An 18,069-nucleotide genomic window follows, 5' to 3' on the forward strand; every position below is an offset into this window, starting at 1 on the left:
GTCATATCAAACTTCGGCTACAGGAAAAGCAGAAATCCATCGGCAAAGAAGACCACTCCCAGCAAACCAACCGGGAGCGCGAGATACCAGAGCACCTTGCGCTTGATTAAGGCTGAAATGGAAGAAATCAGTATCGCAATCTGCAACAAAATGACCGCCAAGCCAAATGGTTGCCCGTGCCTCTGCGCCTCATCGCGCTGTTTCTCCAGCTGGTTCGCCTTCTGCTCAATGCTGGTCTTTTCCTTCGCGTATTTATCCACCTTCCTCTCGTAGCCGGCCAGCGCATCCCGATAGGCCGCGGCCTTGGCGGGAGGCGAATTCGCCCCCAGCGTCGCCACTTCCAGCTGGACTTTCTCGACCTGCAACTGGTACAGGTTTTCTTTGATGCTCTTGGCTTGGTAATAAGCCCACTGGTCCGAGGCTTGCGCCTGGCTGATTACGCTACGCGTGGAATAACCGCCACCTTTGAAGGTGGACAAGGTGGCGCATACCGCCAATATGACGGTGGAAAGTGCAAGATAGTTGAGCCAGGGTTCTTTCTTATCTTCAGCCATGATTTTTCTTTTACAGGTTGTATTACGCGGACAGCCATTTTGCTTCTCAACAAGATGGCTGCTATTTAGAATAGTTGTTGATGATTGCGTTGGTGTATTGCTCTGCTACGCGCTGGAGTATGGCTGACAAATTGCATGCCAAACCAAAACTAAAACCATCGATCAGGTGTTTGAGGCAAGCAATTGCAATTTAAGACTTACTAACTGATATTACGCACTTGTCCACGGAAGACACGAAAATCACAAACAGGACACGCGATACAAAGAATTTCAAAAAATAAGGAGTATCGTAATTTTCACGATGTTTTCCGCATATTATTAATGCGCATATATAAAATACAGAATCCCAGTATGTTGACAGCGCCAGAAACCGGCCTACGCCCGCCTATGGACTGTGCGAAGATACCGGCATGACACTGACAGAACTCAAATACATCGTCGCCGTTGCACGCGAAAAACATTTTGGCCATGCGGCGGAAGCCTGCTTCGTGGCGCAGCCAACCCTTTCGGTCGCCATCAAGAAGCTCGAAGATGAGTTGGGCGTGGTGATTTTCGAGCGCGGCGGCGCTGAAATTTCGGTCACGCCGCTGGGCGCGAAAATCGTCGCGCAGGCCGGGCTGGTGCTGGAACAGACTGCCGCCATCAGGGAAATCGCCAAACAGAACAAGGACCCGCTGGCAGGTCCCTTGCGTCTGGGCGTGATCTACACCATTGCACCGTATCTGCTGCCGCCGCTGGTGAGCACCATGATCGACACGGTGCCGCAAATGCCGCTGGTGCTGCAGGAAAATTTCACGGTGCGACTGCTTGAACTGCTGCGCCAGGGCGAACTGGACGCCGCCATCATGGCGTTGCCGATTCCGGATCATGGCTTGATGGTGCAGCCGCTGTATGACGAACCGTTCGTGGTGGCGCTGCCGAAACACCATCGCTGGGCCAACCGCAGCAGCATCGCGGCCGAAGATCTGAAGTCGGAAACCATGCTGCTGCTGGGCAACGGCCATTGCTTCCGCGATCAGGTGCTGGAAGTTTGTCCGGAGATGTCGCGCTACTCCGGCTCCAGCTCCGGCGACGGCATCGCCCGCACCTTCGAAGGCTCGTCGCTGGAAACCATCCGCCACATGGTGGCTTCCGGCATCGGCATTACCGTACTGCCAAAGGCCTCGGTGCCGGACATGGACGCCAAAAACGGCATGCTGCGTTACATCCCGTTCGAACAGCCGGCGCCAGCGCGCCGTGTGGTGATCGCCTGGCGCAAAAGTTTCACGCGCAGCCTCGCCATCGAAACGGTGCGGCAAGCAGTTCTGCGCTGCACCCTGCCCGGGGTGACGATGATCGATGCAGCCGCATTGGAACAATAAAGTAACGCAATTGTTCTAAATTTCCATTTTGCTTTTTACGACGCTTTTAACAATAAACATGCGCACCCTCACTGCACGCCTGCCCCTGTATTTCCGCCTGATCCGGCTCGACAAGCCGATCGGCATTCTGCTCTTGCTGTGGCCAACCCTGATTGCGCTCTGGCTTGCCAGCGATGGCATTCCGGACTGGAAGCTGCTGCTCATTTTTACGCTGGGAACCGCGCTGATGCGCTCGGCCGGCTGTGCGGTCAACGATTACGCCGACCGCGACATCGACCGCCACGTCAAGCGCACGGTCGACCGGCCGCTGACTTCCGGCAAGATCAACGCATGGGAAGCGCTGCTGGTGGCGCTGGCGCTGGCGCTGGCGGCATTCTTGCTAATCCTGCCGCTGAATGCGCTGACCAGGCAGTTGTCGGTGGCGGCGCTGCTGATCGCCGGCAGCTACCCGTACTTCAAGCGTTTTTTCGCCATCCCGCAAGCTTATCTGGGCATCGCCTTCGGCTTTGGCATTCCGATGGGATTTGCCGCGGTGCAAGCGACGGTGCCGGCGCAAGCATGGTGGCTGCTGCTGGCAAATATCTTCTGGGCGGTCGCCTACGATACCGAATATGCGATGGTGGACCGCGACGACGACCTGAAGCTCGGCCTCAAAACCTCGGCCATCACCTTCGGCCGCTTTGATGTGGTCGCTGTGATGCTGTGCTACGCGGCGACGCTAACCATTATTCTGGCAGTCGGCTGGCAATTCGGCCTGCGCGGCTGGTTCATCGCCGGCCTGCTCGGCGCTGCCGGCTGTGCGGCCTATCATTACACGCTGATCCGCGAGCGCGACCGGATGCGCTGCTTCGCCGCCTTCCGCCACAACAACTGGCTGGGCGCATTCATCTTTGCCGGCGTGGCGCTCGATTATGCCGCTGGTTAAAATTCGCCTATACTGGCTGCAGTGTAGATGCAGATGTAGGCGCAGATGCAGCGAAGGTCATTTCCACTTACCCATTTGATATGGGACAAAGTAAATCGAGTGACCTTCAGTAAAATCATTTCAGATCAATCCAACTTTGCCAAGGTGCCTTATGAATCCCAATGAAATCAATACCGATGGTCGCGACAAGATGATGGGCGAACTGAAAAGTGTCATCACGGATGCGGAAGAACTGATGAAAAACACCGAACAGCAGGCTGGCGAAGGATTCAGAATTGCCAAGGCAAAATTTGAATCGACGCTGCGCAGCGCAAAGTCCGAGATGCTTCATCTGGAAGAAACCATCGTCGAAAGAACCAAGGACGTCATGCATAACACCGATGAGTATGTCAAGGATCATCCGTGGAAGTCGGTCGGTCTGGGTGCTTGCGTCGGACTGATTATCGGTTTGCTCATCGGCCGCAAATAAGTGGCGATTGCTGCATCCATTGCCCGGCTGGCCGGGACGCTGATCGACCTGCTGCAAACGCGGCTGGAACTGGCCACGGTCGAACTGGAAGAAGAAACCCTGCGTTTCTTCACCTATCTGCTGTTTGCGCTGGTTGCGATGTTCTGTCTCGCCATGACGATATTGCTGGGCACAGTGCTGATCGTCGCGATTTTTTGGGATACGCACCGGATTCCGGTTCTGGCCTCATTGATTGCCACTTTCGGTTTCTGCAGCATCGTGATCGGGATGGGAATTCGCAGCAATTACCGCAGCAAGCCGAAAATGCTGTCGCACACGCTAGCGGAACTGCGCAAGGATTTCGTGCGTCTCAATCCCGACCAGAGCGGCGATAGGAGAGCGTAATGAATTCCTCTACGTTCGTGCCACTCGCCAGACGTCGGGCTGAATTGATCGCCCGCTGCACAGCACAGCGCGATGCGCTATCGATGCAAAGCCAATCCCTGGCGCAGATGACATCAACCCTGGACCATGGGTTAGCGCTCTTGCAGCGCATCAAGAACAGCCCGGCTGCGATAATCGGCTTACTGGTTGGCTTGGCCATTATCAAGCCGCGCCGCCTGCCGCCGCTGCTACGCACCGGCCTGCTGGCCTGGCAGGCGCTGCGCACCGTCACGCCATTGCTGCATGACATGCTGGCGCGCAACAAGAAAAAACCAGGCGTTTAGTTTTTCGTTTAGTTAAGCGCAGGTACTGCCCCGGTTCTTCCAAATGGCAGAAGTGCCCGTAGGGGCGGGTTCCAAACCCACCCCTTCGTAACCAAAGTACAAGGGCGGGTTTGGAACCCGCCCCTACTAGTTACGTCGATTACGTCAATTAATCGCGCCCCATCTCTTCACCCAATTCCCGGCTCCTGAGCGCTGCCGCCTTCACCGCACCGATGATGCGGTCCTTGACGCCGCTGGCGTCCATGCTGGTGAGCGCCGCATACGTGGTGCCGCCTTTTGAGGTGACGCGTTCACGCAATACCGCGACCGGTTCCGTGGATTGCGCAGCCAGTTGCGCAGCCCCGACAAAGGTGGCGATCGCTAGCTGACTGCCCTGTTCCGCGCTCAATCCCAGTTCCTGCGCGGCCTGTTGCATCGCCTCGATAAAATAGAACACATAGGCCGGGCCGCTGCCGGAGACTGCGGTAACGGCGTCGATTTGCGTCTCGTCATCCAGCCAGACCGTGCTGCCTACCGCCTGCAGGATGCTGTTTGCAGCATCGTGCTGCGCCGCCGATACGCCCGGCAGCGCGACCATTCCGGTAATGCCCTGACCGATCAGGGCTGGCGTATTCGGCATGCAGCGCACGATTGCAGCATGGCCCGCCAGCCAGCGAGACAAATCCTGCGCCCGGATGCCGGCGGCAATCGACAACACCAGTTGCGTCGATACCTGCGGTTGCAAATGCGCCGCCACGTCCCGCATCTGCTGCGGCTTGACTGCCAGCACGATCACATCCGAACGCGCCACCGTGGCATCGATCTGGGCCGAGGTGGTGACGCCGAATTGCTGCACCAGCTTTTCCAGCGTGGCGGGATTCGGATCGATTACATGGATATTGGCACCGGCCGTGAATTTGCCTGCCAGACCGCTGATTAACGCTGTAGCCATGTTGCCGCCACCGATAAAGCTGATTTTCATATTAACTTTCATAATTTCGTTGACCAAAAATTGCCGACCCCACGCGAACAATGGTGGCACCTTCGGCGATGGCTGCCGCCATGTCGGCCGACATCCCCATTGATAATGTATCGAGCGCGCAACCCTGTGCGTTCAAATTTTCAAACAATTGCCGCAAGCGAGCAAATGACTGGCGCTGCAAATTGAAGTCGGCAACCGGCTCGGGAATCGCCATCAGGCCGCGCAGACGCAGACGCGGCATGGCGGCCACTGCTTGCGCCAGGGCAGCAATTTCCTCAGGCGCGGCGCCGCTTTTGCTCATTTCACCGCTGATGTTGACCTGCAGGCAGATATTCAGCGGAGCCAGATGGTGCGGGCGCTGCTCGGACAAACGGCTGGCGATCTTTTCACGCTCGACCGTATGGACCCAGTCGAAATTTTCGGCGATTGGCCGGGTCTTGTTGCTCTGGATCGGGCCGATGAAATGCCATTCCAGCAGCGGCACCCGTTTTTGCTCCAACTCCTGTTGCAAGGCAGCGCCTACTGCAGCCATCTTGTCCAGCGCTTCCTGCAAGTAGTTTTCGCCGAACGCCGCCTGTCCTGCACGCACCGCTTCCAGCACGGCTTCCGGGCCAAAAGTCTTCGATACCGCCAGCAACTGAACGCTATCGGGATGGCGCGACGCGGCCTGCGCCGCTTGAGCAATGGCCAGGTGAACGGCTTGCAAGTTTTGGAGGATTCTGGTCATAATCAATTTTTCTGTAAGCGATGCTTGATAGAAACTCTGCCTGAGTTATATTAAAATTTTGCAGAAAATATTGCAGAAAACATACCAACACTCACGCATTATTGCAGGCCAAAGGATTATAAATGGACATCTCCGAACTACTCGCGTTCTCGGTAAAGAATAATGCATCCGACTTGCATCTATCAGCCGGCATGCCGCCGATGATTCGCGTACACGGCGATGTGCGCCGGATCAACTTGCCGGCAATGGATCACGCGGAAGTGCATGGCATGCTGTACGACATCATGAACGATAGCCAGCGCAAAAATTACGAAGATCACCTCGAATGCGATTTTTCGTTCGAGATACCGGGCCTGGCCCGATTCCGCGTCAATGTCTTCAATCAGGGCCGCGGCGCGGCTGCGGTGCTGCGCACCATTCCATCCAAAGTGCTGTCGCTGGAACAGCTCAATGCACCGAAAATTTTTACCGACCTGGCCATGAAGCCGCGCGGGCTGGTGCTGGTGACAGGGCCGACCGGGTCCGGTAAATCGACCACGCTGGCGGCCATGGTCAACCATGTCAACGAGAATGAATACGCGCACATCCTGACGGTCGAAGATCCGATCGAATTCGTGCATGAATCGAAGAAATGCCTGATCAACCAGCGCGAAGTCAACACCCATACGCACTCCTTCAGCAATGCGCTGCGCTCGGCCCTGCGCGAAGATCCGGACGTGATCCTGGTGGGCGAGTTGCGCGACCTGGAAACCATCCGGCTGGCCTTGACCGCAGCCGAAACCGGCCACATGGTGTTCGGCACGCTGCATACTTCGTCGGCGGCCAAAACCATCGACCGTATCGTCGACGTTTTCCCGGCCGAAGAAAAGGAAATGGTGCGTTCGATGCTGTCGGAATCGCTGCAGGCGGTCATTTCACAAACGCTGCTCAAGACCAAAGACGGCGCTGGCCGCGTCGCTGCGCATGAAATCATGCTCGGCACGCCGGCGATCCGTAACCTGATTCGCGAAGGCAAGGTAGCGCAAATGTACTCTGCGATCCAGACCGGCAGCAGCATTGGCATGCAGACACTGGATCACAACCTGACCGAACTGGTGCGGCGCAACGCGATCTCCGTCGGCACCGCGCGCGCGGCGGCAAAAACGCCGGAAAATTTCCCTGGCTGAACCTGAAATAATTCACTAACGACCATGACGAAAATATCATCAACAGGCATGGCCGTCCCTCCCTTGCAGGGCGCCCATTCGCCTGCAGGCGAATATCGTTCAGCAGGCAGGCAGCATGCTGCCAGAAATCCCTGCTTCACCTCCCGGCCTCTCTCCCACAAGTGGGAGAGAGGAGCAAAGCGAGTCGCCATGCGACTTTCACGTTAAAGGCAACCCCATGGAACGCGAACAAGCCACCAAATTCATGCATGAATTGCTGCGACTGATGGTCAGCAAAAATGGCTCCGACCTGTTCATCACCGCCGATTTCCCGCCGGCATTCAAAATCGACGGCAAGATTCTGCCAGCCTCCAACCAGGCCCTGAGCGCCGCCCACACGATCGAACTGGCGCACGCCATCATGAGCGACAAGCAGGCCGCATCGTTCGAAGCGACAAAAGAATGCAATTTCGCCATCAGCCCGGGCAATCTCGGCCGCTTTCGGGTCTCGGCCTTCGTGCAGCAGGGCCGTGTCGGCATGGTGTTGCGCGCCATTACGGCCAAGATTCCCACCTTTGAAGAACTGGGCTTGCCGGAAAGTCTGAAAGAAGTAGCGATGGCGCAGCGCGGACTGGTGATCCTGGTCGGCGCCACAGGATCGGGGAAATCCAGCAGCCTGGCGGCCATGATCGGCCACCGCAATCAGAATAGCTACGGGCATATCATCACGATCGAAGATCCGGTCGAATATGTGCATCCGCACAAGAATTGCATCGTGACCCAGCGTGATGTCGGCGTGGACACCGAAAGTTGGGGCGTGGCACTGAAAAACGCGCTGCGCCAGGCGCCGAACGTGATCCAGATCGGGGAAATTCGCGACCGCGAAACGATGGATTTTGCCATCGCATTTGCCGAGACCGGCCATCTGTGCCTGGCGACCCTGCATTCCAATAACGCCAACCAGGCACTCGACCGGATCATCAACTTCTTCCCGGAAGAACGCCGCCACCAGCTATTGATGGACCTTTCGCTGAACCTGAAAGCCATCATCTCGCAACGCCTGATTCCGCTGCGCGATACCAAAGGGCGCTGCGTAGCGGTTGAAATTTTGCTCAATTCGCCGCTGGTCGCCGATCATATCTTCAAGGGCAATGTGCAGGAAATCAAGGAAGTGATGAAGCGCTCGAATGAAATCGGCATGAAGACTTTCGACCAGGCGCTGTTCGATCTCTATGAATCGGACGCGATTTCCTATGAAAACGCGTTGCGTTTTGCCGATTCAGTCAACGATCTGCGGTTGGCGATCAAGCTCGACAGCAAGAATGCCAAGAACCGCGACCTCAATGCCGGCACCACGCACATGGGAATTATCTAGCATCGTAGGTCGGGTTAGCGTAGCGTAACCCGACATTCCCAGCCGCAAATGTCGGGTTACGCGATGAAGCCGCTAACCCGACCTACAAATCCACTATATTATCCCCAGCAATTTCAACGCCAGCGGCAAGAACAGGGCCGTCAATAGTCCCGACAACCCCATCGCCAACCCGGCAAAAGCGCCCATTTGCTCGCTGACCTGAAACGCTCTTGCGGTACCGATGCCGTGTGCGGTGACGCCGAGCGCAAAGCCGCAGGTGCTGGCGTCGGTAATCTTCATCAGGCTCAGGATGCCGCGCGCCATGACCGCACCGAGCACACCAGTCACCATCACCAGCACCGCCGTGAGCGACGGCAGACCGCCGATTTTTTCCGCAACCCCCATTGCAATCGACATCGTCACCGATTTCGGCGCAATCGAAAGAATGGTCGCCGTCGATGCGCCCAGCCACTTGGCGACCGCCATTGCAGTGGCAATTGCCGCAGCCGAGCCGACAATAGACCCCACCAGTAATGCGAGCCAGTCGCGCTTGAGCTTTGCAATCTGCTGGTACAGCGGAATCGCCAGCGCCACCGTGACCGGCCCCAGCAGAAAATGCACGAACTGCGCGCCATCAAAATAGGTTTTGTAGGAAGTCCCGGTCGAGCTCAGGACCAGCACGATCAAGGCCACTGCTATTGCCACCGGATTGGCCAGCGGATTGAACTTGGCCCGGGTATAAATCGCAAACGCGATCTGGTAAGCCAGCAAGGTCGCCGTCAGCCACAGCAATGGCGAGGCCGCCAGATACACCCAGATCGCATCCAGCTTCGGCGTCATTTCTGCAAACCCTTGACCACCGCCGCGGTGACCACGATCGATACCACGGTGCTGGCCAGCAGGGCCGCAACAATCGGCAGCCACTCGGTGGCAACCCGTTGGAAATGCACCATGATCCCGACGCCAGCCGGCACGAACAGCAAGGACAGATGGCGCAGCAGAGCAAGCGAAGTCGGCGCCAAATCGTGAATTGCATCGCGTTTAAACACCAGATACACAAACAGCAGCACCATGCCGATGACAGGCCCGGGCACCGGCAGCGATAACGCATAGGCCAGCCCCTCCCCGAGAGTTTGAAAAACCAGCAAGGTGGCAAAGGTATTGATCATGGCGGATGCTCCCGGAAGCTTGCACTACTTAATGTTGCGTAATCATCGTAGGTTAGCGATAGCGTAACCCGACATTCTCAGCCACAAATGTCGGGTTACGCGATGAAGCCGCTAACCCGACCTACTGATGTCGTGTCAGTTACCCAATGCGCTATCGATCAACTCGATCCAGTGCCGCACCGGAGTCGCGGTGCCCGACTGCAGGTGCGTGATGCAACCGATATTGCCCGACACGATCAACTCCGGCGCGCTAGCCTGCAGATTGGCCAGCTTGTTATCGCGCAATTGATACGACAGCGCCGGCTGCAATACCGAATAAGTGCCGGCGGAGCCGCAACACAAATGGCTGTCGGCGCACAGCGTGACATCGACGCCGGCCGCACGCAGCACGCGTTCGACCTTGCCGCGGATTTGTTGGCCGTGTTGCAATGTGCAGGGCGGATGATAGGCGACCCGTTTGCTGATCTTGCCAGCGAGCTTTTGCAGCAATGCTGCTTCGAAATCGGGCAGGATTTCACTGACGTCGCGGGTCATGGCCGAAATCCGCTGCGCCTTCTGCGCATAGGCCGGATCGGCTGCCAGCAAATGGCCGTAATCCTTGACCGTCACGCCGCAGCCGGAGGCGGTCATCACGATTGCTTCCGCTCCCGCTTCCACCAGCGGCCACCAGGCGTCGATATTGCGCCGCATGTCGTCCAGGCCGCCGGCCTGATCGTTCAGATGGGTGCGAATCGCGCCGCAGCAGCCGGCTTTGGGCGCCACCACCAGTTGCACCCCGAGCGCATCGAACACGCGGGCGGTGGCGGCGTTGATATTGGGCGACATCGCCGGTTGCACGCAGCCGTCGAGCAGCAGCATCTTGCGCGCATGGACGGCAGTCGGCCAGAGACCCGCAGGATGCGCAACAGGTACTTTATTTTGCAGCGCCCTCGGCAGCAATGGCCGCAGCAACTGGCCGGCCTTCAGCGCCGGCGTGAACAGCCAGCGGCGCGGCAACAGTTCTTTCAGCGCGGTGCGCAGCAAGCGTTGCGACAACGGACGCGGCACCTGGTCATCGACAATCTTGCGCCCGATATCAATCAGGCGGCCGTATTGCACGCCGGACGGACAAGTGGTTTCGCAACTGCGGCAGGTCAGGCAGCGGTCCAGATGCGTCTGCGTTTTGGCGCTGGCTTGCTTGCCTTCCAGTACCTGTTTGATCAGATAGATGCGCCCGCGCGGCCCATCCAGTTCGTCGCCCAGCAACTGATAAGTCGGACAGGTCGCGGTGCAGAAACCGCAGTGAACGCAGCTGCGCAAAATCGCATCGGCCTCCCGGCCTTCGCGGGTATTTTTGATGAAGTCAGCGAGATTGGTTTGCATGATGGTCCGTCAAGTCACTACAGATGCGCGAACATCCGGCCCGGATTAAAAACTGCGTCCGGGTCGAACGCGTTTTTCAGGTTGCGATGGATGCGGTCGATGGCCGGTGCCAGCGGCTGGAACACGCCAACCGACTTGTCGCCGCCGCGAAACAGCGTCGCGTGGCCGCCGGCCTGAAACGCCGCGGCGCGCACAATGGCTGCCGTGGCTGCGCTGGAATCGGTTTTGAGCCAGCGCTGTGCGCCGCCCCATTCGATCAATTGCGCATATTTTTCCAGTAGCGGCGCGCAGACGCCAGGCACCGACAAGCGCCACAAAGCCGCTTGCTCAGCATCGGCATCAGAATCAGTACTGTCAAAGAAACCGTTGCTCTGTTCGCGCAACGGAATCCAGAATTGTTCGGCATCACTATCCTGTACTGGTTCGCCACCCAACTTGTTCTGCGCGGCAGACACCGCCGCCTGCGCGCCCGACAGGCGCAGAATCAGCACGCCGTCATGCCAGGCGCTGGCCGAAATCGGCAACGGCTGGCCGGCCCATGCATTGAGTTGCGTGATCGCCTGCGCCTGATCCAGTTCAAAGCGCAAGGTGGCTTCGGCGAACGGTTTCGGCAATACCTTGAGCGACACTTGCAGGATCAGGCCCAGCGTTCCCATCGATCCGGCCAGCAGCCGCGAGACATCGTAGCCGGCCACATTCTTCATTACCTGGCCGCCGAAACGCAAGACTTCGCCGCGGCCATCCAGCAGCACCGCACCCAGCGCAAAATCGCGCAGCGCGCCGGCGGCAGGACGGCGCGGGCCGGACAGGCCGCTGGCGAACACGCCGCCGATGGTGGCGTGTGCGCCGAAATGCGGCGGCTCGAATGCCAGCATCTGGTTCTCTGCTGCCAGCGCCGCCTCGATTTCCGCCAACGGGGTGCCGCAGCGGGCGGTGATCACCAGTTCGGTCGGATCGTAGGCGACGATGCCGCGATAAGCGCGGGTGTCGAGCGCCGCGCCGGCTAATGTTTGGCCGTACCAGTCTTTGCTGCTGCCGCCGTGAATGCGCAGCGCGGTCTTGCCGGCAGCGGCGCTTTTCACCTGCTGTTTGAAATGCTGTAACGCTTGCTCCATCATTCGCCCGATCAATTATTTAAACTTAAAAGTAACTATGCAGCCGGCTGTGGATCGCACTCCCTCTCTCCCGGCCTCTCTCCCACAAGTGGGAGAGAGGAGCAAACCCCCTCTCCCGCGTGCGGGAGAGGGTCGGGGAGGGAGCTTAAAAACGCGGCAAATCCGCAAACTTCAACTGACCGCCAGTGACCCGCATTTTGCCGAACTCGGCGCAGCGCTGCAGGGTCGGAATCGCCTTGTCGGGATTGAGCAGAAATGCCGGATCGAAAGCGCGCTTGACGGCGATGAAGGCGGCGATTTCAAGCGCAGTGAACTGCACGCACATCGAACCGATTTTCTCGATGCCGACCCCATGTTCGCCGGTAATGGTGCCGCCGACTTCGACGCACAGCGCCAGGATTTCTGCACCGAACCGTTCGGCGCGGTCGAATTCGCCTTCCAGATTGGCATCGAACAAAATCAGCGGGTGCAGGTTGCCGTCGCCGGCATGAAATACGTTGGCGCAGCGCAGGCCGTACTTGATTTCCATCTGCGAAATGCCGAGCAATACCTGGGCCAGATTCTTGCGCGGAATGGTGCCGTCCATGCAATAGTAATCGGGCGAAATCCGGCCGGCGGCGGGAAACGCGTTCTTGCGCCCGGACCAGAACCGCATCCGTTCGGCCTCGTTTTGCGACACCGTGATGGCAGTCGCGCCGCACTCCTTGAGCACCGCGCTCATGCGCGCTATATCTTCCTCCACCTCTTCGATGGTGCCGTCCGACTCGCACAGCAAAATCGCTTCGGCGTCGATGTCGTAACCGGCCTTGACGAACGGCTCCACCATCCGGGTCGAAGTCTTGTCCATCATCTCCAGCCCGGCCGGGATCACGCCGGCGGCAATCACATTGGCGACTGCGTTGCCGCAACGCACCACATCGTCGAACGACGCCATGATGACGCGTGCAGTGTGCGGTTTCGGGATCAGTTTCACCGTCACCTCGGTGACGATTCCCAGCATTCCTTCCGAGCCGATGAAGACTGCCAGCAAGTCCAGCCCGGACGCATCCAGCGCGCCGTTGCCGAGTTCGATGATGTCGCCGTCGATGGTGACAGCCCGCACCCGCATCACGTTGTGGACGGTCAGGCCGTATTTCAGGCAATGCACGCCGCCGGAATTCTCCGCCACGTTGCCGCCGATGGTGCAGGCGATTTGCGATGACGGATCGGGCGCGTAATACAGGCCGTGCTGGGCGGCGGCGTCAGAAATCGCCAGATTGCGCACGCCCGGCTGCACCACTGCGGTACGAGAAACAGGATCGAGCGCGACGATGCGATTCAGCTTGACCAGCGACAGCACCACGCCGTCGGCAATCGGCATCGCGCCGCCGGACAAGCCGGTGCCGGCGCCGCGCGGCACGATCGGCACCGCCAGCGCGCGGCAGGTTTGCATGATCGCCACCACTTGCGCCTCGTTTTGCGGCAGCAGCACCACCATCGGCAGGCGGCGATACGCAGCCAGCCCGTCGCATTCGTAGGGCCGGGTATCTTCTTCGTTAAAAAGGATGCAATCGGCCGGCAGCAGCGCACGCAAGGCAGCCACCACCTCGCGTTGCCGCTCCGGCGTAAAAGTCGGTTCTGTTGGCGCATTCATGGGCGAGTCCTAATACGGGTGAGGCGGATAAACATGGGATGACACCTTATCACCGCTGTTTCAGTCACAAATAGCAGTAATACACAAACCATTTTTTACTTTTGATGATGCTATGGATAAAAGCATTGCAAGCGGGATTGTGCCAAAAAATCATTTTTATGTGGCGTGAAATATTTTCACTTCGAATCCCCCTGCCCCCCTTTGAATAAAAGGGGGGAGGAGCGTAGCGGAGGGGGATTAGGCTATGGGTTTCGCCCATCCTACGGCTTTAATCATTAAAACAGGAGTATTAATAACATCCGCAATAAATATATGCGTAAAACACATGGTTTATTGGCATACCAAGCCCAGTACAATTATTTTATATGCTTGAAAGTCGCAGTCAGCCAGGCGATGAAGGTAGCCACTTCGGGGCGCTCCAGCACTTGTTGCTCGTAGACCAGGTAATACGCGTGCGGCGGGGTGTTCAGATGCACGTCGAAAATCGGCACCACTTCACCGGCGGCGATTGCCTCCTGGGCGAAATGCTTGCGCGTGAGCGCCACGCCGTTGCCGTGCCGGGCCGCCTCCAGCAGCAAGCCCAGATCATCGACCCGAAAGCCGGTAGTCGGCTCGGGCCAGTCGAGACCGGCCGCTTCGAACCACGGTTGCCACGGCTCCAGCGGCGAGCGCAACAGGGTCGCGCGCTTCAGGTCGGCCGGATCGGCGAGGCCGCCGATCTGCTCCAGATAGCGCGGGCTGGCAATCGCGAACACCGGCTCCTCGAACAGCTTTTCAGCTATTTGGCTCTGATACTCGCCGGTGCCGAAACGCACTTCAAGATCGGTTTCCGACAGGCTCAGGTCATACAGCGGCACCGACAGAAAAGCTTCCAGAATGATTTCCGGATGCGCGTGCACGAACTCTTCCAGCCGCGGAATTAAAAAGCAGCGCGCAAAAGTGGGCGGCACCGTAATTTTGACTTTGGGCTGGGAAATGGCCTTTTTGTGCGGCAGCGGAAAATCGGTCAGGGTGCGTAGCGCCACCCGCACCACATCCAGATAACGCCGGCCGAATTCGGACAGGCTGATGGCACGGCCGTCGCGATTGAACAGCCGCTCGCCGGTGTAATCCTCCAGCAACCGAATCCGGTGCGACAGCGCCGAGGGCGTGATGCAGAGTTCTGCGGCGGCCAGCGCAAACGAGTTATAGCGTGCCGCGGCTTCAAATGCCGACAACGCATGCACCGGAGGAAGTCGAGTTAGTGCGCGGGTTGCCATCTGATGATTTTTCCAGGGTTCATGATGTTGTGCGGGTCTAGTGCATGCTTGATGAGGCGCATGGTATCGATCGCTGCCGCGCCATGCTCCTGCACCAGAAAGTCCATCTTGTGCAGTCCGACTCCATGCTCGCCGGTGCAAGTGCCGTCCATCTCGATGGCGCGCGTGACCATGCGGGCATTGACGCTTTCGGCTTGTGCCACAGCGACAGCATCGGCCGGATCGACCAGCAACAGTACATGGAAATTACCGTCGCCGACATGGCCGATGATGGAATACGGTATGGCGCTGGCTTCGCAGTCGTCCTGGGTGGCAAGAATGCACTCGGCCAGGCGCGAAATCGGCACGCAGCAATCGGTGGTGATGGCGCGCCAGCCGGGCCGCATTTGCAATAAGGCGAAATACGCATTGTGGCGCGCAGTCCAGAGTCGGGTGCGATCTTCCGGACGGGTCGCCCATTCGAATCCGCTGGCGCCATGCTCAGTGGCGATTTCCTGCACCCGCTGCGCCTGCTCTTGCACGCCCTGTTCACTGCCGTGAAATTCGAACAACAGCAGCGGCTTGACCGGCAACTCCAATTTGTCATGGGCGTTGATCGCCTTGACGCTGTTTTCATCCAGGAATTCGACCCGCGCCACCGGCACGCCCATCTGGATGGTTTCGATCACGGTATTGACCGCATCGGCCACGCTGGGGAAGGAACAGACCGCGGCCGAAATCGATTCGGGCAGCGGATACAGGCGCACCGTCACTTCGGTGATGATGCCCAGCGTGCCTTCGCTGCCGACAAACAGGCGCGTCAAGTCATAGCCGGCCGAAGATTTTTTAGCGCGGGTACCGGTTTGGATGACGCTGCCATCTGCGGTGACGACCGTCAGCTTCAGCGTGTTCTCGCGCATGGTGCCGTAACGCACTGCATTGGTGCCGGAAGCGCGGGTTGCCGCCATCCCGCCCAACGAGGCATCGGCACCGGGATCAATCGGGAAAAACAGGCCGAAATCCTTGAGCGCCAGATTCAATTGCTTGCGGGTCACGCCGGCCTGCACGGTGGCGGTCAAATCCTCCGCATGCACCGCAATCACCGCGTCCATCTGCGACAGGTCAATCGTCAGCCCGCCCTGCACTGCCAAAATGTGTCCTTCCAGCGAGGTGCCGGTGCCGTAGGCAATCACCGGCACTTGATGCTGGCCGCACAGGCGCACGGCGGCGGCGACTTCCTCGGTGCTGCGGGCAAAAACCACCGCGTCCGGCAGCATCGGGTCAAACGAAGATTCGTCGCGGCCGTGATGCGCGCGCACCGCCTGCGCCACCGAAAAACGTGCGCCGAAAAGTGCCGCAAGCGCTGATGAAAAGGCTGCCGGCAAGTCGGACAATAAGGCTTTTTCAGTTGCCTGTAACTGGTCCATGTGGTTCATTTTGGTCTCCAAATAAGTGCCCGATTTTACTCCGCAGCGCCACCCGGCGCATATTTACAACGTCGGGCTTGGCACCGAAAGGCGCGAATTGACGTATTCTTGAACTCCTTTTCCACTAACCAGAATCGACATCATGGGCAATCGACTTTCCAAGATAGCAACACGCACCGGCGACGGCGGCACCACAGGGCTGGGCGACGGCAGCCGCACCGGCAAGGACAGCCTGCGGATTGCCGCAATGGGCGATGTGGACGAACTCAACTCGCAGCTCGGCATGTTGCTGTGCGAACCGCTGCCCGACGCATTGCGCGAGGAATTGCTATCGATCCAGCACGACCTGTTCGACCTGGGCGGCGAACTCTGCATCCCCGGCTACACGATGATCACCCCGGTGCAAGTCACCCGGCTCGATCATCTGCTGGAGAAATACAACGCCGATCTGACGCCGCTGCGCGACTTCATCCTGCCCGGCGGCTCACGCGCCGCAGCGCAGGCGCACGTCTGCCGCACCATCTGCCGCCGCGCCGAACGCACCATCGTCAGCCTGGGCAAAACCGAGAAGATCAACGATGCGCCGCGCCAATATACGAATCGCTTGTCCGATCTGCTGTTCGTGCTGTCACGCGTGCTGAACCGCTTTGCCGGCGGCACCGATGTGATCTGGGAAAAAGAACGGGATCGCACTATCTGAGTGTAAGTAGCGCAGGCCTGCCGGGCCTGCACTACTGCCGCATACATGGCAATGTATATTTCATGCAACATTGTTTATATGCGGCAACCTATGCGTTTTTAGGCATACTCCGCATACTCCGCATGCCACGCACAATGCAACAAAAAATCGGCCATCAGCTAGCCATGTAAAAACATACTAGGGTGGGTGGGTGAAACCCAACTAACGCGATGAAAACCAGTGCAGCGCGGGTTTCACCCGCCCTACCTGGCTACCTGGCTGAATGTCTCGACGACAATCCGTGTTGCCGACACAAGCACATCGTTGCGTGGCTTTGCATCTTTCTCGCGCTGCGTAAAGTAGAGCGCCAGGATGATCGGTGGTTTGGCTGGCGGCCACAGCACGGCGATATCGTTGCTCGTGCCGTAGTCGCCGCTTCCGGTTTTGTCGCCGACCTGCCAATCCGCCGGTACACCGGCACGAATCCTTGCAGCACCCGTAGTGTTGCCGCGCAACCAACTTTGCAACTGGTCCCGCTGAGCTGGAGCAAGCACATCGCCGAGGGCCAGCCGTTGCAAGCTGCGGGCCATCGCAACTGGCGTCGAGGTATCCCGTGGATCGCCGGGAATTGCGGTGTTGAGTTCTGTCTCCCATCGCTCCAGACGGAACGCGCTGTCGCCGACGGAGCGCGCAAACGCCGTGACAGAAGATGGGCCTCCCACTAACTTCATCAACAAATTCGCGGCCGTATTGTCGCTGTACTGGAGCGCTGCGGCGCACAGTTCGGCCACCGTCATGCCGTCTGCGACGTGCTTCGCCGTAACAGGTGAGTACGCAACGAGTTCGCCCGGTGTGTACTTGATGCGTTGTTGCAGCAGCGCGTCGTCACGCATGCTTCGTTCAAGAATGGCGGACACTGCGAGCACTTTGAAGGTGCTACAGAGCGGAAACCGTTCATCGGGACGGTAATTCAACTGTGTACCGTCGGCGGTATTTAACGCGGCGACACCAAGCCGGCCGCCCGATTCGGTTTCGATTGCCGCGAGGCGCGTCTGTGCGGCGGAGGCATCGCGCGCGGTCCCCCATGACGTACAGGCGCTTGCCAATGGGATAGCGGTTAAGGCGAGTAGCAAGGTACGGCGAGCGTGAGAGTGCATTTTTGACGAGTCCATTTGTTTAATTGTGAAAGTTGGAGCGCGCAGACGTTTCGATTTTTGGCAGAACAGGCCTCACGAGGTCAGTG

General features: G+C 58.6%; 19 protein-coding genes. 8 read left to right on the forward strand and 11 right to left on the reverse strand.

Going from position 1 to position 18,069, the window contains the following annotated elements:
- Positions 1–17: 17 nt before the first annotated feature.
- The gene (locus tag KGFNPO_RS14860; protein ID WP_472632009.1) at positions 18–554 is read right to left on the reverse strand and encodes a DUF4337 domain-containing protein; all 537 of its coding nucleotides are present in this window, start codon (positions 552–554) and stop codon (positions 18–20) included.
- A gap of 410 nt (positions 555–964) precedes the next feature.
- On the opposite strand from KGFNPO_RS14860, the gene KGFNPO_RS14865 reads away from it, so the two are divergent.
- From KGFNPO_RS14865 to KGFNPO_RS14885, 5 genes are all read left to right on the forward strand, one after another.
- Entirely contained in the window at positions 965–1,915 is a 951-nt protein-coding gene (locus tag KGFNPO_RS14865) for a hydrogen peroxide-inducible genes activator (RefSeq protein WP_472632010.1), read from the forward strand.
- A 58-nt stretch (positions 1,916–1,973) separates the two neighbouring features.
- The gene (ubiA, locus tag KGFNPO_RS14870) at positions 1,974–2,840 is read left to right on the forward strand and encodes a 4-hydroxybenzoate octaprenyltransferase (RefSeq protein WP_472632011.1); all 867 of its coding nucleotides are present in this window, start codon (positions 1,974–1,976) and stop codon (positions 2,838–2,840) included.
- Positions 2,841–2,991: 151 nt separating this feature from the next.
- Complete coding sequence (locus KGFNPO_RS14875) at positions 2,992–3,309, forward strand: ElaB/YgaM/YqjD family protein (protein ID WP_472632012.1); 318 nt, start codon at positions 2,992–2,994, stop codon at positions 3,307–3,309.
- Complete coding sequence (locus KGFNPO_RS14880) at positions 3,310–3,693, forward strand: phage holin family protein (RefSeq protein WP_472632013.1); 384 nt, start codon at positions 3,310–3,312, stop codon at positions 3,691–3,693. It begins immediately after the preceding gene.
- Positions 3,693–4,016 (forward strand): YqjK family protein, encoded by a 324-nt coding sequence (locus KGFNPO_RS14885; RefSeq protein ID WP_472632014.1) that lies wholly within the window; start codon positions 3,693–3,695, stop codon positions 4,014–4,016. Before KGFNPO_RS14880 ends, KGFNPO_RS14885 begins: the two co-directional genes overlap by 1 nt.
- Before the next feature lie 148 nt (positions 4,017–4,164).
- On the opposite strand, the gene proC is transcribed toward KGFNPO_RS14885, so the two are convergent.
- Positions 4,165–4,977 (reverse strand): pyrroline-5-carboxylate reductase, encoded by an 813-nt coding sequence (gene proC / locus KGFNPO_RS14890; RefSeq protein WP_472632015.1) that lies wholly within the window; start codon positions 4,975–4,977, stop codon positions 4,165–4,167.
- Between the two features lies 1 nt (position 4,978).
- Positions 4,979–5,704 carry a YggS family pyridoxal phosphate-dependent enzyme gene (locus KGFNPO_RS14895; protein WP_472632016.1) on the reverse strand — a complete coding sequence of 242 codons (726 nt, stop codon included), beginning with the start codon at positions 5,702–5,704 and terminating at the stop codon, positions 4,979–4,981.
- A gap of 122 nt (positions 5,705–5,826) precedes the next feature.
- Here KGFNPO_RS14895 and KGFNPO_RS14900 point away from each other — a divergent pair, with 122 nt between their 5' ends.
- Together KGFNPO_RS14900 and KGFNPO_RS14905 are read left to right on the forward strand one after the other, a co-directional pair.
- Positions 5,827–6,870 carry a type IV pilus twitching motility protein PilT gene (locus tag KGFNPO_RS14900; RefSeq protein WP_472632017.1) on the forward strand — a complete coding sequence of 348 codons (1,044 nt, stop codon included), beginning with the start codon at positions 5,827–5,829 and terminating at the stop codon, positions 6,868–6,870.
- 217 nt (positions 6,871–7,087) lie between these two features.
- Positions 7,088–8,224, forward strand: coding sequence for a PilT/PilU family type 4a pilus ATPase (locus KGFNPO_RS14905; RefSeq protein ID WP_472632018.1), 1,137 nt, complete (start codon positions 7,088–7,090; stop codon positions 8,222–8,224).
- Between the two features lie 93 nt (positions 8,225–8,317).
- On the opposite strand, the gene KGFNPO_RS14910 is transcribed toward KGFNPO_RS14905, so the two are convergent.
- The 7 genes from KGFNPO_RS14910 to KGFNPO_RS14940 all read right to left on the reverse strand — a co-directional run bounded on the left by KGFNPO_RS14910 (position 8,318) and on the right by KGFNPO_RS14940 (position 16,156).
- Positions 8,318–9,043, reverse strand: coding sequence for an LrgB family protein (locus KGFNPO_RS14910; RefSeq protein WP_472632019.1), 726 nt, complete (start codon positions 9,041–9,043; stop codon positions 8,318–8,320).
- Positions 9,040–9,372 carry a CidA/LrgA family protein gene (locus KGFNPO_RS14915; RefSeq protein WP_472632020.1) on the reverse strand — a complete coding sequence of 111 codons (333 nt, stop codon included), beginning with the start codon at positions 9,370–9,372 and terminating at the stop codon, positions 9,040–9,042. The genes KGFNPO_RS14910 and KGFNPO_RS14915 overlap by 4 nt, the downstream gene beginning before the upstream one ends.
- Positions 9,373–9,507: 135 nt before the next feature.
- Complete coding sequence (gene glcF / locus KGFNPO_RS14920; RefSeq protein WP_472632021.1) at positions 9,508–10,734, reverse strand: glycolate oxidase subunit GlcF; 1,227 nt, start codon at positions 10,732–10,734, stop codon at positions 9,508–9,510.
- A gap of 17 nt (positions 10,735–10,751) precedes the next feature.
- Positions 10,752–11,849, reverse strand: coding sequence for a glycolate oxidase subunit GlcE (glcE, locus tag KGFNPO_RS14925; RefSeq protein WP_472632022.1), 1,098 nt, complete (start codon positions 11,847–11,849; stop codon positions 10,752–10,754).
- Between the two features lie 145 nt (positions 11,850–11,994).
- Entirely contained in the window at positions 11,995–13,482 is a 1,488-nt protein-coding gene (locus KGFNPO_RS14930; RefSeq protein ID WP_472632023.1) for an FAD-linked oxidase C-terminal domain-containing protein, read from the reverse strand.
- Between the two features lie 356 nt (positions 13,483–13,838).
- Positions 13,839–14,741, reverse strand: a complete 903-nt coding sequence (locus KGFNPO_RS14935) for a LysR substrate-binding domain-containing protein (protein ID WP_472632024.1) — start codon at positions 14,739–14,741, stop codon at positions 13,839–13,841.
- Positions 14,723–16,156, reverse strand: coding sequence for an FAD-binding oxidoreductase (locus KGFNPO_RS14940; RefSeq protein WP_472632025.1), 1,434 nt, complete (start codon positions 16,154–16,156; stop codon positions 14,723–14,725). The genes KGFNPO_RS14935 and KGFNPO_RS14940 overlap by 19 nt, the downstream gene beginning before the upstream one ends.
- Positions 16,157–16,289: 133 nt before the next feature.
- On the opposite strand from KGFNPO_RS14940, the gene KGFNPO_RS14945 reads away from it, so the two are divergent.
- Positions 16,290–16,847 carry a cob(I)yrinic acid a,c-diamide adenosyltransferase gene (locus tag KGFNPO_RS14945; RefSeq protein WP_472632026.1) on the forward strand — a complete coding sequence of 186 codons (558 nt, stop codon included), beginning with the start codon at positions 16,290–16,292 and terminating at the stop codon, positions 16,845–16,847.
- A gap of 242 nt (positions 16,848–17,089) precedes the next feature.
- Here the strand turns inward: KGFNPO_RS14945 and bla are convergent, their stop codons facing one another.
- Complete coding sequence (gene bla, locus KGFNPO_RS14950; protein WP_472634500.1) at positions 17,090–17,983, reverse strand: class A beta-lactamase; 894 nt, start codon at positions 17,981–17,983, stop codon at positions 17,090–17,092.
- Between the last annotated feature and the right edge of the window lie 86 nt (positions 17,984–18,069).

Source organism: Gelidimonas diazotrophica (assembly GCF_055694025.1).

What these genes read in the sequence shown, in the direction of transcription:
- KGFNPO_RS14860 (WP_472632009.1), bottom strand. Translation starts at nt 554, where the DNA reads ATGGCTGAAGATAAGAAAGAACCCTGGCTCAACTATCTTGCACTTTCC.
- KGFNPO_RS14865 (WP_472632010.1), top strand. Translation starts at nt 965, where the DNA reads ATGACACTGACAGAACTCAAATACATCGTCGCCGTTGCACGCGAAAAA.
- ubiA (WP_472632011.1), top strand. Translation starts at nt 1,974, where the DNA reads ATGCGCACCCTCACTGCACGCCTGCCCCTGTATTTCCGCCTGATCCGG.
- KGFNPO_RS14875 (WP_472632012.1), top strand. Translation starts at nt 2,992, where the DNA reads ATGAATCCCAATGAAATCAATACCGATGGTCGCGACAAGATGATGGGC.
- KGFNPO_RS14885 (WP_472632014.1), top strand. Translation starts at nt 3,693, where the DNA reads ATGAATTCCTCTACGTTCGTGCCACTCGCCAGACGTCGGGCTGAATTG.
- proC (WP_472632015.1), bottom strand. Translation starts at nt 4,977, where the DNA reads ATGAAAATCAGCTTTATCGGTGGCGGCAACATGGCTACAGCGTTAATC.
- KGFNPO_RS14895 (WP_472632016.1), bottom strand. Translation starts at nt 5,704, where the DNA reads ATGACCAGAATCCTCCAAAACTTGCAAGCCGTTCACCTGGCCATTGCT.
- KGFNPO_RS14900 (WP_472632017.1), top strand. Translation starts at nt 5,827, where the DNA reads ATGGACATCTCCGAACTACTCGCGTTCTCGGTAAAGAATAATGCATCC.
- KGFNPO_RS14905 (WP_472632018.1), top strand. Translation starts at nt 7,088, where the DNA reads ATGGAACGCGAACAAGCCACCAAATTCATGCATGAATTGCTGCGACTG.
- KGFNPO_RS14910 (WP_472632019.1), bottom strand. Translation starts at nt 9,043, where the DNA reads ATGACGCCGAAGCTGGATGCGATCTGGGTGTATCTGGCGGCCTCGCCA.
- KGFNPO_RS14915 (WP_472632020.1), bottom strand. Translation starts at nt 9,372, where the DNA reads ATGATCAATACCTTTGCCACCTTGCTGGTTTTTCAAACTCTCGGGGAG.
- glcF (WP_472632021.1), bottom strand. Translation starts at nt 10,734, where the DNA reads ATGCAAACCAATCTCGCTGACTTCATCAAAAATACCCGCGAAGGCCGG.
- glcE (WP_472632022.1), bottom strand. Translation starts at nt 11,849, where the DNA reads ATGGAGCAAGCGTTACAGCATTTCAAACAGCAGGTGAAAAGCGCCGCT.
- KGFNPO_RS14930 (WP_472632023.1), bottom strand. Translation starts at nt 13,482, where the DNA reads ATGAATGCGCCAACAGAACCGACTTTTACGCCGGAGCGGCAACGCGAG.
- KGFNPO_RS14935 (WP_472632024.1), bottom strand. Translation starts at nt 14,741, where the DNA reads ATGGCAACCCGCGCACTAACTCGACTTCCTCCGGTGCATGCGTTGTCG.
- KGFNPO_RS14940 (WP_472632025.1), bottom strand. Translation starts at nt 16,156, where the DNA reads ATGAACCACATGGACCAGTTACAGGCAACTGAAAAAGCCTTATTGTCC.
- KGFNPO_RS14945 (WP_472632026.1), top strand. Translation starts at nt 16,290, where the DNA reads ATGGGCAATCGACTTTCCAAGATAGCAACACGCACCGGCGACGGCGGC.
- bla (WP_472634500.1), bottom strand. Translation starts at nt 17,983, where the DNA reads ATGCACTCTCACGCTCGCCGTACCTTGCTACTCGCCTTAACCGCTATC.